We start from the raw sequence: 13,707 nt of genomic DNA on the forward strand, positions 1-13,707 counted from the left end.
CAGCCTTTTTCTCTTTCTTGGGGGCAAAAATTATAATTTTGTTATAATGTCTTTTTTAAATTTAGCCAAAGTTGCTCTTGTTAATCCAAGATTTGCTTTAGTTGAATCTACTGCTAAATAAATAAAATATTTACCATCTTCAGACACATCTATAATATGTATTTGATCTGTAAGTGTTATTAAGATATCGTTGATTTTTTGATCTAATCCTAAAGCTTTAATTGCGCTTAATTTTGCTTTTACAACTTCTAAATTATAAGCAGATGCTAATTCCGGGTCAAAATTTGGATTTAAAGAAAGTGAACAGTAAGACATTCCTGTTTCAACTTCTGTTACTGAAACTGCAATGAATCCGTTAATATTCTCTTTTAAATCATTTTGAAAATTCTGTAAAAAATCTGACATGTTTTAATTGTATTTAAATTAATTATTGAAAACGGTATCCATCTTGCGCAGCAAAAGACCCATTTTACTTATATCTTTAGAAAGCAGCGCAACACAGTTATCCTGCTCGTCTTTATTAGCCACCACAATACCATCTTTGTTCTTAATCATGACTTGCTTAAGATCACCATTATTTACGTCTTCAGACATTTCTAAACACATCTTTAATATCATTCCAATCATTGCTGCTACATTTCCGTCATACTCTAAATTAACTGATTCAAGCAAAATGCCATCAATGTTAAAAGTTAATCCCGACTCAGCTCCAGTTTCTTCTATAAGTGTATTTAAATCAATCATATTCTTATTTATTTCATTTTTAAGAAGCTCAAAGATATTTTAATAAACAGAATTGCCCGATAAACACTTGTTAAAAAAAAGACACACCTAACCGTTTGAAACACTTTTATTTATACGATAATGTTTCTTTATTTTTAGAATAAAATTTTTAAAAAACGTTAACAAAAAAAGAAGATCTGTTTAAAAAAATAAAGTTCTGTTTCAAATACCTTAAATATTATTTTAACATTTATAACAAATTCCGTTTACAGTTAGTTTTTCATAGCTTTGCAAAAAAATTATAATCAAATGAAAACAGTTGACGAATTACGCTTTGACCTAAATGTAAAACTGATGAAGTTTAGAAGATTTCGTTTTGAGAACGGAAGTTTAAACAATTTAAATTCGAAAGAGAGCGAGAAGAAAGGCTTTTTCAAAAAAATATTCAGTTAAAAAGCACTTACAAAGATCCCAAATCTACCAGGTAACCTTTTTCTACAAGTTCTGCATTATTGCTGACATAATGTATTTTACCTTCCTTAATCAAAATAATTTGAGATGAAATTTTGATTACATTTTTATAATTATGATCGGTAACAACAATACCCTTTTCAAGCGAATTTGCTGTTATCATTTCGCTTACTAAATCTGCCATTATTGGCGACAATCCGTTATAAGGTTCATCGAGTAAAACAAACTTTGAAGGATTGAATAATACTATTTTAATTTCCAGATATCGTAATTCTCCACCGGACAAATGGCTTATTCTTTTATTCAAAATAGTCTGAATAAATTCATCTTCGCAGAAAAATTTTATTTTTTGTTTATCGACAGATAATAGGATTGCCTTATTTACCGATAAATGATTGGGAATAAATTGCTCCTGCGACAAATAACTAATCTCATCTGAAAGGTTATTTTCGTTGTTTTTTGAAACAGAATCAATACGAATGCATTTGTTTGGAGCTGCTATAACTCCAAAAATAATCTTCAATAAAGTCGATTTTCCAGAACCATTTCTTCCTAATAAACCAATAATTTGCGAGGTTTCACATTTTAAGTAAACATCAGAAAGAATTATCCTTTCACCATATTTCTTCTGAATTCCGTCAACTTCTAAAATATGCTTTTTCAAAATATTTTCTTTATTAAAAAGACAATCAGACCGATTAAAATTGTAGCTGCAAAAGTCATCAGGTAACTAAAAACTAAAAGCCAGAGTTTTGAAATTCCGTTATTCAAATAAAACAAATAATCATTTTTTCTATACAACTCTTTAAAACCAACACTCATCAAAAATCCGAAACTCAGGAACGTGATAAAAAAATAATCAAAACCGCCCAATAAAACAGCAATAGCACAAACAGTTAAATTAATAACTAATGTCGTTTTAAAAAACTCAAAAATGTTGTTTAGCTTTCTGATACCTTAAATTATTTTTTCCTCAAACGGGATATCAATATTAAAAATTTCGGTGAGCAAGAGCACAACTTCTTCTAAATAATTCTTCAAAATCTCTTTTGAAACCACCATATCCAATTCTTTTTCTTCTTTAAATCCAAAAGGAAGAAATCCTGATTTTAAATTTTTAAACGAGATAATCCCAACTTCAATTGGCAAACCTGCAGCTTCGTTCTCGAACATAAAAGCATAAGCCAAAACCTGAATGATTTTATCGTTTTTAAGCTCTTTTGTTAATCCGTTCCAGGATTTAAGTATCACATTGTTTTTTTCTACTTTGCCGGTCTTATAATCGATAATTCTTATTTTTCCGTTACGCAATTCAATTCTGTCAACATTTCCCTTTATTAAAACCGGAAAGGGCAAATTTGGATGATTTAATTCACGTCCGTACGTTTGTTCCAAGGCTATAATTTTAACCGCATCTCCGTTTTTGATCGCTTCCAACTCCATTTTCAAGAAGTTAGAAACATTTCGCTTTGCCACTTCAAAAGCCAGCAGGTTACGTCCTTTTTTAATTTCACCTTCTTTATAAACTACTTTAAATTGTCGTAAAACTTCATCGTCTAATAATTTGAAACAATTCTCAAGATCAGTAGCCGAAATAAACTTACCAATAAAAGGATCATACAATGCTTTTAAAGTTTCATGAATTATTGTTCCCAGTGTATTTAACGCGATATTTTCTTCAACCTCTTCTACTTCGCGAATACGGAGTATTTTTTGAAAATAAAACTCAATAGGATTTCGAATATAACTCGTCAATGCTGATGGAGAAAAACCAGCAGCTGCAATTTCCTTCAAACGCTCCATAACCGCATCAGATTTTGGAACTACCATAGGCTGATACGCTGATGTGGGTAAAACAGGGTTATAAATGTCAAATGTCAGATTGTGTTTAGATTGCTTCTCTACCTCCAATTGTGTTATAAAACGACTTCGTTCTCCCGCATCTAAACCGTCATTTTCGGTATTATAAATCAGATAAATATTTTTAGCTCTTTGCAATAAATGATAAAAGTGATATGTATAAATGGCATCTTTTTCTTTGAAAGTCGGTAACCCCAATTCTCTTTTTACATCATACGGAATAAATGAATTCTGAGATTTTCCGGCAGGAAATTTTCCCTCATTCATAGAGGTTACGATCACGGTATCAAAATCAAGAACACGGCTTTCTAAAACTCCCATAATTTGTAACCCATGCAAAGGTTCACCTTCAAACGAAACTTCAGCCACATCAATAATTTGCTTATAAATAGCGTGCAAAGTATCAATATTATCAATATGATGATGTTGCGAATAATAATTAATCAATTTGTTAATGACTTTAAAAACAGCAAAAACAAATGCTTTGGCAATCTTTTCTTCTTCATTATCATTACTAAAATTCTCTTTGATTAAAAGCAAAAGTGCCGATACATTTTCAAGAACTGCAATCGATCCGTTTTCCCATTTCTGAAACAACAATTGAAACAATTGCGACGGATAGGAATTAAGTTCAATAATTCGGTTATGAGTAATAAACGTATAATTGTTTTCTTTGATGATTCGAACCAAATTACCTGAATTTGCATAAGGTTCAACTAAAGGATGGGTTAAAATATCAAGTACATCTTTATAATAAAACACATAACTCTCGCCCTTTCTGGAAAGTGCATTGGTATGCATTTTAAATAATTTTGCAATCAATATTTGAGACGGATTGTTTTTCCCGGAATATCCCATTGTAATATTCAGACTTCCAACAGAAGAAGGCAATGAATACAAAACAGGCATTAATAAATTTTCTTCACCCAGCACAATGGCAACTTTATCCAAAGATGTGGAAGGATTTTCATTAATTATATTTTCGACAATACTTCCTGCTAACTTGGCCTGACCAATTGTTTTAGGAGTTCCTATTACCTGAATATTTTTAGACTGCGAAAAATCATCTACAATCCATTCAAAAATATTTGTTTTGTAATGTTTCCAGTTTTCTTTAAAACGACGAACAAAAAGTCCCGCATCATGATAAGGATCATTAAGAAAGGTTTGATCTACATCCCAATAAATTTTTGCCTGATCCAATGCCAATAAATGCTGTACAATTTTTTCTTCGGCCGCATTTAAAGCATTAAAACCTGCGAAAATAAAATTTCTGCCTGTAATAGTATTCGAAAAGTGATTCAGATTATTTACTGCTTCTCTATAAATCAGACCTTGGTATCCAATTGATTTACTTAATAAATGATTGTACAATGAATCATAGTATAAAGGAAGAAGTTTCCAAAAATCAATATAGTTTTCTAAAAGTTTGGTTTTGTTTTCGACCTCAATTCCCCATTTTTTGATATCTTCTATATCTTTCAAATAGGACAAAACATGAACCGGATCCAATAAGTAGCGATCAATTTCATTAAAATCCTGCAAAAGCGTTTTAGCCCAATTAGCAAATAACTCAAATGATTGCTGATTTTGTTTTTCTGTAACAGAAAGATAAACTTCATAAAACTCAAACAAAAGCTCAATTGAATCTATAGACCGTATTGAGGCTACATCCTGCACAAAGTCTTCGATACTAATAATCTCCGGAGAAAGAATAGTGTTTTTCGTTTCATTTTTTAAAGCTTCAATCAAAAAAACCTTAGCTCTTTTGTTTGGCAAAACAATAGTAGTTGCAGTAAGCTTATCCGAATAATCCTGAATTATAACGCTTGCTATTTTTCCGAGAAAAGATGTATTTATCATTGTATAAAAATAAAAAAAGCCATTCAATTAAGAATGGCTTTTAGTATTTATTTAGAAAGTAAATTAGATTTTACCTTGGTATTTAGAACCAATGTGTCTAATTTCTGTTCTTCTGTTTTGTGCTTTACCTGCAGCAGTTTTGTTAGTTGCAACTGGTTGAGACTCTCCAAAACCTTTAGAAACTAAGTTATCAACGTTTACTCCTCTTTCGATCAAAGCGTTCATAACAGCAGTAGCTCTTTCTTCAGAAAGTTTTTGGTTCAATTTGTCAGAACCATCGCTATCTGTGTGACCTTCAATACTGAATTTCGCGTTTGGATAGTTTTTAAGGATTTCTTTAATAGCATCTAATCTAGCTGGAGTTTCTTTGTCACCAGTTTTGAAAGTAGCTTTTCCAGAGTTAAAGTAGATAGCTCTTGCTTGAACTTTAAGATCTTCTAAAGCTTCAGTAGTTACTTCAGGACAACCTCTGTTAGAAGCAGGACCTGCAACTGTAGGACAATCATCATCTTTGTCTAAAACACCATCTTTATCAGCGTCTAAGAAAGGACAACCACCATTTTCTTTAGGACCAGCAACTGTAGGACATTTGTCATCTTTATCAGCAATTCCGTCTCCGTCAGTATCAGGACAACCTTTTAACGCAGCTAAACCAGCAACATCTGGACAAGCATCATCTTTATCAGCAACTCCGTCTCCGTCTCTATCAGGACATCCGTTTAATGCAGCTAAACCAAATTCAGTTGGACAAGCATCACTAGCGTCAACGATTCCGTCTCCGTCAGTATCAGGACAACCATTGAATTGTTTTAAACCAGCAACATCTGGACAAGCATCATCTTTATCATAGATTCCGTCTCCGTCAGTATCTTTACCTCCGAATTTGAAAACTAGACCAGCAGTGTGTTGGAAATGAGATGGAGCATCTGGAGTTCCAGAAGCATCAACTCTATCTCCACTAACTGCCCATTTGTATCTTGTAGCAAGCTCAAGACCAATAGCATCTGTAAACCAGAAAGTTACTCCAGCACCTGGATTAACAGTTCCGTAGCTGCTATCTCCAAAGAAAGTATAACCTCCACCAACAGATAACGAAGGATCAACTACTTTAGATTTAATTAATTCCTGGAAGCTATATTTAATAGTAGCATCAATTCCGTAGTACATTAAATCACCAGGATTAGTTACAACGTTTCCTCTTCCATCTGCATTTGGATTACCATAATCAAGAACAACGAATTTATCAATTTTGTTCACAGATCCTTGTAAACCAACAGAGAAACCACTACCTACATATCTAGACACACCAATGTAAGATAGAGAAGGAAGAATATTCCAGTTGTCTTTTACAGCGAATGGCTGAGAAAAGTGTTGATCAAAGAAACCACTTCCTGCACCAGAACTGGTTCTAGTGTCAACGGCATTAACTCCAAAAGAGATAGCCCATGGATTGTTACTGTCTTGTGCGTGAGAACTTAAACCCATCACCATCATCACAGCAACTAAAAGTTTGTTAAGATGTTTCATACTTAATTTTTTTTAATTACAATTTAGTTAATTACAAGCAAAAGTAACACCAAATTTTTTAAATACAAAATGAAATGTTAAAAAAAACCTACAAAAAATTCACTATGTGGAAATTATATAACTTTTAACATTTTTCCGACAACTATAAAGGCAGCTATAGCTCTATCTAAGTGGTCTTTGGTGTGCGCAGCAGACAATTGAACCCTGATTCTGGCTTTTTCTTTTGGCACAACAGGAAAGAAGAATCCTATTACATAAATACCTTGTTTTAAAAGTTCATTGGCCATTGTTTGTGATAATTTTGCATCATATAACATCACTGGAACTATTGCAGAGTCTCCGTCAATGATATCAAATCCTGCTTTTTTCATTCCGTCTTTAAAATAATTGGTATTCCATTCTAATTTATCACGCAAAGAAGTATCTTTTTCTAGTAATTCAAAAACTTTAATAGAAGCCCCAACAATAGCAGGCGCTAATGAATTTGAAAACAAATAAGGGCGTGAACGCTGACGTAATAATTCGATTATTTCTTTTTTAGCAGTTGTATAACCTCCCATTGCTCCACCAAGGGCTTTACCAAGAGTTCCTGTTATTATATCAACTCTCCCCATAACCCCTTTTGCTTCAAGCGTACCTTTACCAGTTGCCCCAATAAATCCAGCTGCGTGACATTCATCCACCATCACCATTGCATCGTACTTATCTGCCAAATCGCAAATTTTATCCAAAGGCGCCACAAGACCGTCCATAGAGAAAACTCCATCTGTAACAATTAATTTAAAACGAGCGCCAGCTTCATTTGCTTTTATTAATTGCTGCTCAAGATCTTCCATATTACTATTTTCATATCGGTAACGTGCTGCTTTACACAAACGAACCCCATCAATAATAGAAGCATGATTTAAACTATCTGAAATAATTGCATCGTTTTCTCCTAATAAAGGTTCAAAAACACCTCCGTTTGCATCAAAGGCCGCTGCGTAAAGAATCGTATCTTCTGTACCATAAAAATCAGCAATCTTTTTTTCTAATGTTTTATGAATATCCTGAGTTCCGCAAATAAAACGTACTGACGACATTCCGAAACCATGAGTATCCATGGCATCTTTTGCAGCCTGCACCACTTCAGGATGCGATGAAAGACCCAAATAATTGTTGGCACAAAAATTCAATACTTTCTCTCCTGTCGAAATAGTAATTTCTGCGTCCTGAGCAGAAGTTATTATTCTTTCCTTTTTAAAAATTCCGTTTTCTTCAATAGTCTGCAACTCACTTTGCAAATGTTCTTTTATTTTACCGTACATTTTTATTTATTTAAAACGTTAAAAATTAACAACTTAAACCTGTTAAGATCCAAATATTTCTTTAACATCTGATTAATTTCTTCACAAATTTACTACATCGATTTCTGTTCCTATATATACCAAAGCCTTTTTTAACACTTTGTATCCTAAATCTTCAATAGCATCTTGATATTCCTGAATTTGCTGAGTATACTTCGAGTTTATAGCCCCCGTTTTGTAATCTAAAAGATAAGCTTCTTTATTAGGAGTTAAAACAATTCGGTCCGGCTTTAATATTCTTCCTTCTTTCTGAACGATTGTTTGCTCATTTAGAATAACATAATTCCCATCAAAACAAATACTCAATTCAGGATGATTTACAATTTCCCGAAGTGATTTTAAAACCATATCTACTTGATCAATTGTAATCAAACCATTTTCGATCGCTTTTGTAATCGCCAAATCAACATCTGACTTATCTTTAACAAAAGCTAAAATCTCATGAACTATGTTTCCATAAGCTATTGCTTCCTGCTGATGCGTTCCCCACATTAAGGATTCCCGTTGGGCTATTTTGATATTCTTTGGATTAAGAACATCTAAAACTACAGGAATCGTTTTTACCAAATCGATTAGTTCTGTCGATTTTGAAAGCCTGGTTTTATTTCCAAATTCATATTCTAATTTATCCGGATCAAAAACACTTTTATTAACTAAGTATTTAATAAAAAAAGAAGCCATATTACTTGGAAACTCACCATCTTTCCTTTCTTTTAACGATTGAGAAATAACATACAATTGTTCTTCTGCACGCGTTAATGCTACATATAAAACATTAATATTATCCAGTAATTCTTCTTGTTTCTTTAAATTAAAAACATTCGAAGCGCTTTCACCAAAACCTTCAACAGCACTACTATTATCGATTAGAGCTTTTGGAACCCCTAAATCTACATCTTCAGTATCAAGCCATAATTTATCCTTTGGTTTTCGATTATAATCTTCTTCTGCAAAAGGCATAATCACTACAGGAAACTCTAGACCTTTCGACTTATGAATGGTCATAATTCTAACAGCATTAATCCCTTCCGGAGAAGGAATACTAAATCTTCCAGCATTTTTATCCCAATATCCAAGAAAATCTGCAATTCCGGCCTGATTTCTAATATCTCTTTCTAAAACAATATCCAGAAAAAATTGCACGTAAGCATTTCCTTCCGCAAGAGGCACAAATTTCGAAATGATAATTTCTACCGCTTCATAAAGTGACTTTTTTCTAATATTTTCAAAAGATAATGCAACATCAAAACTCAGAAGCCAAATTTCAAAATCAACTTCTAATTTATGAGACATTCCCTGAGCAATGAAGTCATGAATGGGCATTTGAATTTCTTTGTTTGAAGCCAAAAAGTGCAGAAAATTAGCTTTTGATTCAAGGTCAGCACTGTTATGCAGATATTTCAGTAAATGAACAATTAAACGAACTTCTGTAGCATTTTGAATCATCAGGGTTTCTGAAGACAAAAGCGGAATATTTTGTTCTGTCAAATAATTGGCAATCGCAATTCCCTGATCTCTTTTTCGAGTCAGGATAACAATATCATTATATTCAAAACCTTCATGAACTACTTTCTGAATGGTATTTAATGTCGCTAAAACATATAAATCTGATTTTTCTACGACCTCTTCTTCATCTGCAAAATCTGATTTTTCGATTATTGGAAGAAAAGAAATATTGACATAACCGCCCTTTTTTGAATTTGAGTTTTGAAAACTATGATTCTCATACAGGTTTTTATAATCTTCATTTGAAAATTCGGTCGAAATCAGTTTAAAAAAGGCATTATTAAAATCAATTACTTCGCTGTAACTTCGATAATTTGTATCTAAATGCTTTATTACTTTTTCCGGATTATTAAAAGGATTGAGACCTTTACTCAATTCTATAAATTGCTCTGCTTTACCACCTCTCCAGCGATAAATAGACTGTTTGGGATCGCCCACAATCATCAAAGTTCCTTTATTTCCTAAATCATCTAAACCTGAAAGCGAATTATCGATTAGCGGAATCAGATTTTGCCACTGCATCTCTGATGTATCCTGAAATTCATCAATAAAAAAATGACGGTAACGCTCGCCTATACGCTCATAAATAAATGGCGCGGGCTGGTTCTGAATTTCGCGATGGATTATAGCATTGAATTCAGAAATCGATAAAACATTTTGTTCCGACTGAATTTTCGCCAACTCATTACTAACTGTATTTAAGAGAGAAAGCGGCGTTATATTTTTTAGAAATGCTTTATAAAAATCTCTTTTTTCAAAATTCTTATAAATTTTTTCCAGAATCTGAAGCAGCTCCGGAATAATATTTTCGATTAACGCTTTGTCTTTAGCTGTTTTATTAATCGCAATATCATCAAACTCATGAAACGTTTTATTTCGTGGATTAAATTTGCCATCACGAATACTTTCCAGATGATTTGGAAAAGTTCCTCGGGAAAATGATTTCAAATCTATTCCGTTTTTATCAATCAAAGCAAGTGCTTCTGTGGCAAAAACTTCATTTTCAGACTCCAGCTCTTTACAAAGAGCCAGCATTTTCTTTTTTATTACCACAAACTCCTCAATAGATTTATCATGAAAATGAGAAATTTCATTTCTGTTATTTTCATTCAGAACCAACCTTCCTGTATCTAAAATTTCACGCGATATATCCCAACTTTTATCATCATCAGTTTTTTCCATCGTAAAATCAATCAACAATTTAGTCAGGGTTTCATCCTGTCCGGCTTGCGCAATAATTGCATCAACAGCTTCTGTCAATAAATTTTCAGTATCTAAAGTTACCTCAAAAGTCATTGGCAGATTAAGGTCATGTGCAAAAGCACGAATTACCTTGTGCGTAAACTTATCGATTGTAGAAATATCAAAGGCAGCATAATTATGAATAAGATGCTTTATGATATTCTGTGATTTTATTTTGATTTTAATAATAGAAAGCCCCGTATCGCGAGACAAATCTTCCATTAAATCCATTGCTTTTGAAGAAGGTTCTTCTTTTGTAAATTCAGACAAACTTCCCACAATACGGCTTTTCATTTCATGAACTGCCTTATTGGTAAAAGTGATCGCAAGAATATTTCGATAAGCGTCATTTTTAGTAGAAGAAAGAATAATTTTAAGGTATTCTTTTACCAAAGTATAGGTCTTTCCTGAACCCGCAGAGGCATCATAAAGTGAAAAGGACGGACTTTGCATAAGTTTGACTTTAGTACTTGTAAAAATAGTACATTAAAATTTTAAATCCCAATAATTGAAAATTCCAAATTCCAATATTTACTTGGGGTAAATACTAAAACTCAATAACTCAAAATTCCAAATTCCAATGTCTGCCGAATTATGACAAAGTTATTGGAATTTGGAATTTTGAGTTATTGGAATTTTAAAAAATTTATGTTGTTTTAGGAAAAGCTCTTTTATTAAAGAAAAGCAAAATCCCAACTCCTGTAGAAATCGCCATATCGGCAACATTAAAAATAGCATTAAAAAAAGAAACCTCTTCGCCTCCCCAAACAGGAAACCAAGCCGGCAAAGTACCTCTCCAAAGAGGAAAATAAAACATATCTACCACCAAACCATGAAACCAAGTTCCGTAAGGTTCTTTAGAGAATAATGTTGCGATATTACCATGACTATCATCAAAAATAACTCCGTAAAAAACAGAATCGATTATATTTCCGGCAGCACCCGCAAAAATTAATGCAATTGCCACGATCAAATAATTAGAATGACGTTTTTTTATTGAATCCGCCAACCAGTACGCAATCCCGAATACGGCAAAAATCCTAAAAACAGTCAAAATCAACTTTCCGTATTGCCCTGGTATTTTTGTTCCCCACGCCATTCCTTCATTTTCTATAAAATGAATTCTAAACCAATCAAAAACCACAACTTCTTCACCTAAAACAAAGTTTGTTTTTACGTATATTTTTGAAAGCTGATCGACAATTAAAACTAAGAATATAAGGAAATACGCTTTTGGTAATGACATTTTATTAAATTTTGATGGGGCAAAAGTAACAATTTAATCAAAAAAAACGCTCCCAAAGGAGCGTTAATTCTTTCCTGCCGTAAACAGAGGCAATTCGGATTAATTTATTCAGTATTATTATGGTCTATTTTTTACTATTTGACTGGGCTGGCGTCTTTGGCGTATCGGCAAAAAATTCAGAAATAGACTTCAACAACCCTTTACCTTCCTTTCCTGCAGTTGCCTTTTTAGCTTCAGCTTTTTTTACATCCGCTTTTAATTTAATGCGAATTTTTTCAAACTCCTTCATTCTGTGCTCAACGTCAGAGTTTACATCTTTGAATTTCAATACTTTAGCCATAATGTAAGTTTTTTATGTTAAATAAATAAAATTATTAATGATTTGGTATTACAATGATACATAATTTAATTTATATTTGTTTGTGAAAATTAACACTTGTTTAGATCTAAAAGCAATATTTATTACCAAAACACATCAAAATAAATTAATTTTAACATTTTTCCTAAATCCTACAAATATGAATGAAATAACATCTACTCTAAACGATTTCCTTGTTACCACAAAATCTTCTGCGGCATTAATAATAAACGGAAAAGGAAAATTAATCACATCATTAGAGATTGATTATGCAGATAGCGTTGCAGCAATGAGTGCTGCTATCTTATCAATGAGTGAAAAATTCTTAATTGATTTAGACAGAGGTGTACTAAAACAGCTTTTTCTAAAAACATCAGAAGGTGTTGTTATTGGAAACAAAATAAGCGGCACAAATTTTATAATTGCATTTTCAAAAGACGGAAGCAATCTGGGTTTATTAATGCGTTCCACTGATGAAGTCGCTACAGAATTAAGTAAGAATTCCCTATTAAAATAACATAGATCTATTCACCCAAAAACAACCCTAAACTATGAGTAACGACTTTTTGAACGTTTTTTTAAATGAAATGAAAACCAACGTAAACGGCTTTATAGCGGTAGCTGTAACCGAAATTGAATCAGGATTAAGCTTTGGAAACTTAACTGTAGACCCTGGTTTTGATCCTGAACTTGCAGCTGCCTATAATCTTGAAGTTGTAAAAGCTAAATTAAGCGCGGTAAAAGCTTTAAATTTAAACCAGGATATTGAAGATATTTTGATTACACTTTCGAATCAAATTCACATTATCGACATTTCGCCTAACAAAAAATTTATGATCTATCTTGCAGCAGATTCTACAAAAGCAAATTTAGGAATGACACGAGCTATTTTAAGAAAACACAAATTAGAGTTAGAGAAAAACTTAGCTTAATTTTTAGTTTTATTTTATTTAATTAGAACTATCCATAATTCAGATAGTTCTAATTAAAAATATTCTTTTACTGCCCTAAATCGAATTCCCTCTCATCTTACAAAAAATTGACTTATAATTTTAGTTCTTCTTTTTTAATTATAATCAAATTCTTTCAAAAGATCTAAATTTACCTTAAACACGTTGCCGCAAAACATTAAACAAAAAAAACGCCCCTAAAAGGAGCGCTTATTTCATTAAGTATTTATTATCGTTGCAAGTTTTTCGCTTCGATACTCATTGTTGCATGAGGAACGATTTTAAGCCTTTCTTTGCCAATTAATTTACCTGTTACTTTGCAAATACCGTATGTTTTATTTTCAACACGGAATAATGCGTTTTTAAGGTCACGGATGAATTTTTCCTGTCTGATAGCCAACTGTGAGTTTGCTTCTTTAGACATTGTTTCGCTTCCTTCTTCAAATGCTTTAAAAGTTGGAGAAGTATCATCTGTTCCGTTATTCAAATCGTTCATGTAAGCACTCTTGATTAAATCCAGATCGGCTTGTGCTTTTTGTATTTTATTTTGAATTATTTCTTTGAACTCTGCCAAATCAGCGTCAGAGTATCTTGTAATTTCATCTATCATGTTAT

At 32.4% G+C, this 13,707-nt stretch carries 12 protein-coding genes; 2 read left to right on the forward strand and 10 right to left on the reverse strand.

Translation table 11 applies throughout. The features are described 5' to 3' along the window. Positions 1-30 precede the first annotated feature (30 nt). The 9 genes from FLP_RS06425 to FLP_RS06470 form a co-directional block, all read right to left on the reverse strand. Positions 31-405: a hypothetical protein gene (locus FLP_RS06425; protein ID WP_065448689.1), complete on the reverse strand. Its 375-nt coding sequence runs from the start codon at positions 403-405 to the stop codon at positions 31-33. An 18-nt stretch (positions 406-423) separates the two neighbouring features. Next, positions 424-744, reverse strand: a complete 321-nt coding sequence (locus tag FLP_RS06430) for a roadblock/LC7 domain-containing protein (protein ID WP_065448690.1) — start codon at positions 742-744, stop codon at positions 424-426. A gap of 439 nt (positions 745-1,183) precedes the next feature. After that, positions 1,184-1,858 carry an ATP-binding cassette domain-containing protein gene (locus FLP_RS06435; protein WP_065448691.1) on the reverse strand — a complete coding sequence of 225 codons (675 nt, stop codon included), beginning with the start codon at positions 1,856-1,858 and terminating at the stop codon, positions 1,184-1,186. 293 nt (positions 1,859-2,151) lie between these two features. Beyond that, the gene (locus FLP_RS06445) at positions 2,152-4,917 is read right to left on the reverse strand and encodes a PD-(D/E)XK nuclease family protein (RefSeq protein WP_065448693.1); all 2,766 of its coding nucleotides are present in this window, start codon (positions 4,915-4,917) and stop codon (positions 2,152-2,154) included. 63 nt (positions 4,918-4,980) lie between these two features. After that, on the reverse strand, positions 4,981-6,444 hold the full coding sequence (locus FLP_RS06450) for an OmpA family protein (protein ID WP_065448694.1): 1,464 nt from the start codon (positions 6,442-6,444) through the stop codon (positions 4,981-4,983). A 113-nt stretch (positions 6,445-6,557) separates the two neighbouring features. Then, complete coding sequence (kbl, locus tag FLP_RS06455) at positions 6,558-7,751, reverse strand: glycine C-acetyltransferase (protein ID WP_065448695.1); 1,194 nt, start codon at positions 7,749-7,751, stop codon at positions 6,558-6,560. Between the two features lie 81 nt (positions 7,752-7,832). Then, entirely contained in the window at positions 7,833-10,991 is a 3,159-nt protein-coding gene (locus FLP_RS06460) for a UvrD-helicase domain-containing protein (protein WP_065448696.1), read from the reverse strand. A 193-nt stretch (positions 10,992-11,184) separates the two neighbouring features. After that, positions 11,185-11,784 carry a lipoprotein signal peptidase gene (locus tag FLP_RS06465; RefSeq protein WP_065448697.1) on the reverse strand — a complete coding sequence of 200 codons (600 nt, stop codon included), beginning with the start codon at positions 11,782-11,784 and terminating at the stop codon, positions 11,185-11,187. A gap of 124 nt (positions 11,785-11,908) precedes the next feature. Then, positions 11,909-12,124: a hypothetical protein gene (locus tag FLP_RS06470; protein WP_065448698.1), complete on the reverse strand. Its 216-nt coding sequence runs from the start codon at positions 12,122-12,124 to the stop codon at positions 11,909-11,911. A 178-nt stretch (positions 12,125-12,302) separates the two neighbouring features. On the opposite strand from FLP_RS06470, the gene FLP_RS06475 reads away from it, so the two are divergent. Together FLP_RS06475 and FLP_RS06480 are read left to right on the forward strand one after the other, a co-directional pair. Next, entirely contained in the window at positions 12,303-12,659 is a 357-nt protein-coding gene (locus FLP_RS06475; protein WP_065448699.1) for a roadblock/LC7 domain-containing protein, read from the forward strand. Positions 12,660-12,693: 34 nt separating this feature from the next. Next, positions 12,694-13,074, forward strand: a complete 381-nt coding sequence (locus FLP_RS06480) for a hypothetical protein (protein WP_065448700.1) — start codon at positions 12,694-12,696, stop codon at positions 13,072-13,074. A 247-nt stretch (positions 13,075-13,321) separates the two neighbouring features. On the opposite strand, the gene FLP_RS06485 is transcribed toward FLP_RS06480, so the two are convergent. Beyond that, positions 13,322-13,702, reverse strand: a complete 381-nt coding sequence (locus tag FLP_RS06485; RefSeq protein ID WP_007807070.1) for a TraR/DksA family transcriptional regulator — start codon at positions 13,700-13,702, stop codon at positions 13,322-13,324. Positions 13,703-13,707 lie beyond the last annotated feature (5 nt).

It is taken from the genome of Flavobacterium piscis (assembly GCF_001686925.1).
Classification (GTDB): domain Bacteria; phylum Bacteroidota; class Bacteroidia; order Flavobacteriales; family Flavobacteriaceae; genus Flavobacterium; species Flavobacterium piscis.

Coding starts and splice junctions, on each gene's coding strand:
- FLP_RS06425 (WP_065448689.1), bottom strand. CDS start 405: ATGTCAGATTTTTTACAGAATTTTCAAAATGATTTAAAAGAGAATATT.
- kbl (WP_065448695.1), bottom strand. CDS start 7,751: ATGTACGGTAAAATAAAAGAACATTTGCAAAGTGAGTTGCAGACTATT.
- FLP_RS06485 (WP_007807070.1), bottom strand. CDS start 13,702: ATGATAGATGAAATTACAAGATACTCTGACGCTGATTTGGCAGAGTTC.
- FLP_RS06480 (WP_065448700.1), top strand. CDS start 12,694: ATGAGTAACGACTTTTTGAACGTTTTTTTAAATGAAATGAAAACCAAC.
- FLP_RS06450 (WP_065448694.1), bottom strand. CDS start 6,444: ATGAAACATCTTAACAAACTTTTAGTTGCTGTGATGATGGTGATGGGT.
- FLP_RS06460 (WP_065448696.1), bottom strand. CDS start 10,991: ATGCAAAGTCCGTCCTTTTCACTTTATGATGCCTCTGCGGGTTCAGGA.
- FLP_RS06445 (WP_065448693.1), bottom strand. CDS start 4,917: ATGATAAATACATCTTTTCTCGGAAAAATAGCAAGCGTTATAATTCAG.
- FLP_RS06470 (WP_065448698.1), bottom strand. CDS start 12,124: ATGGCTAAAGTATTGAAATTCAAAGATGTAAACTCTGACGTTGAGCAC.
- FLP_RS06475 (WP_065448699.1), top strand. CDS start 12,303: ATGAATGAAATAACATCTACTCTAAACGATTTCCTTGTTACCACAAAA.
- FLP_RS06465 (WP_065448697.1), bottom strand. CDS start 11,784: ATGTCATTACCAAAAGCGTATTTCCTTATATTCTTAGTTTTAATTGTC.
- FLP_RS06430 (WP_065448690.1), bottom strand. CDS start 744: ATGATTGATTTAAATACACTTATAGAAGAAACTGGAGCTGAGTCGGGA.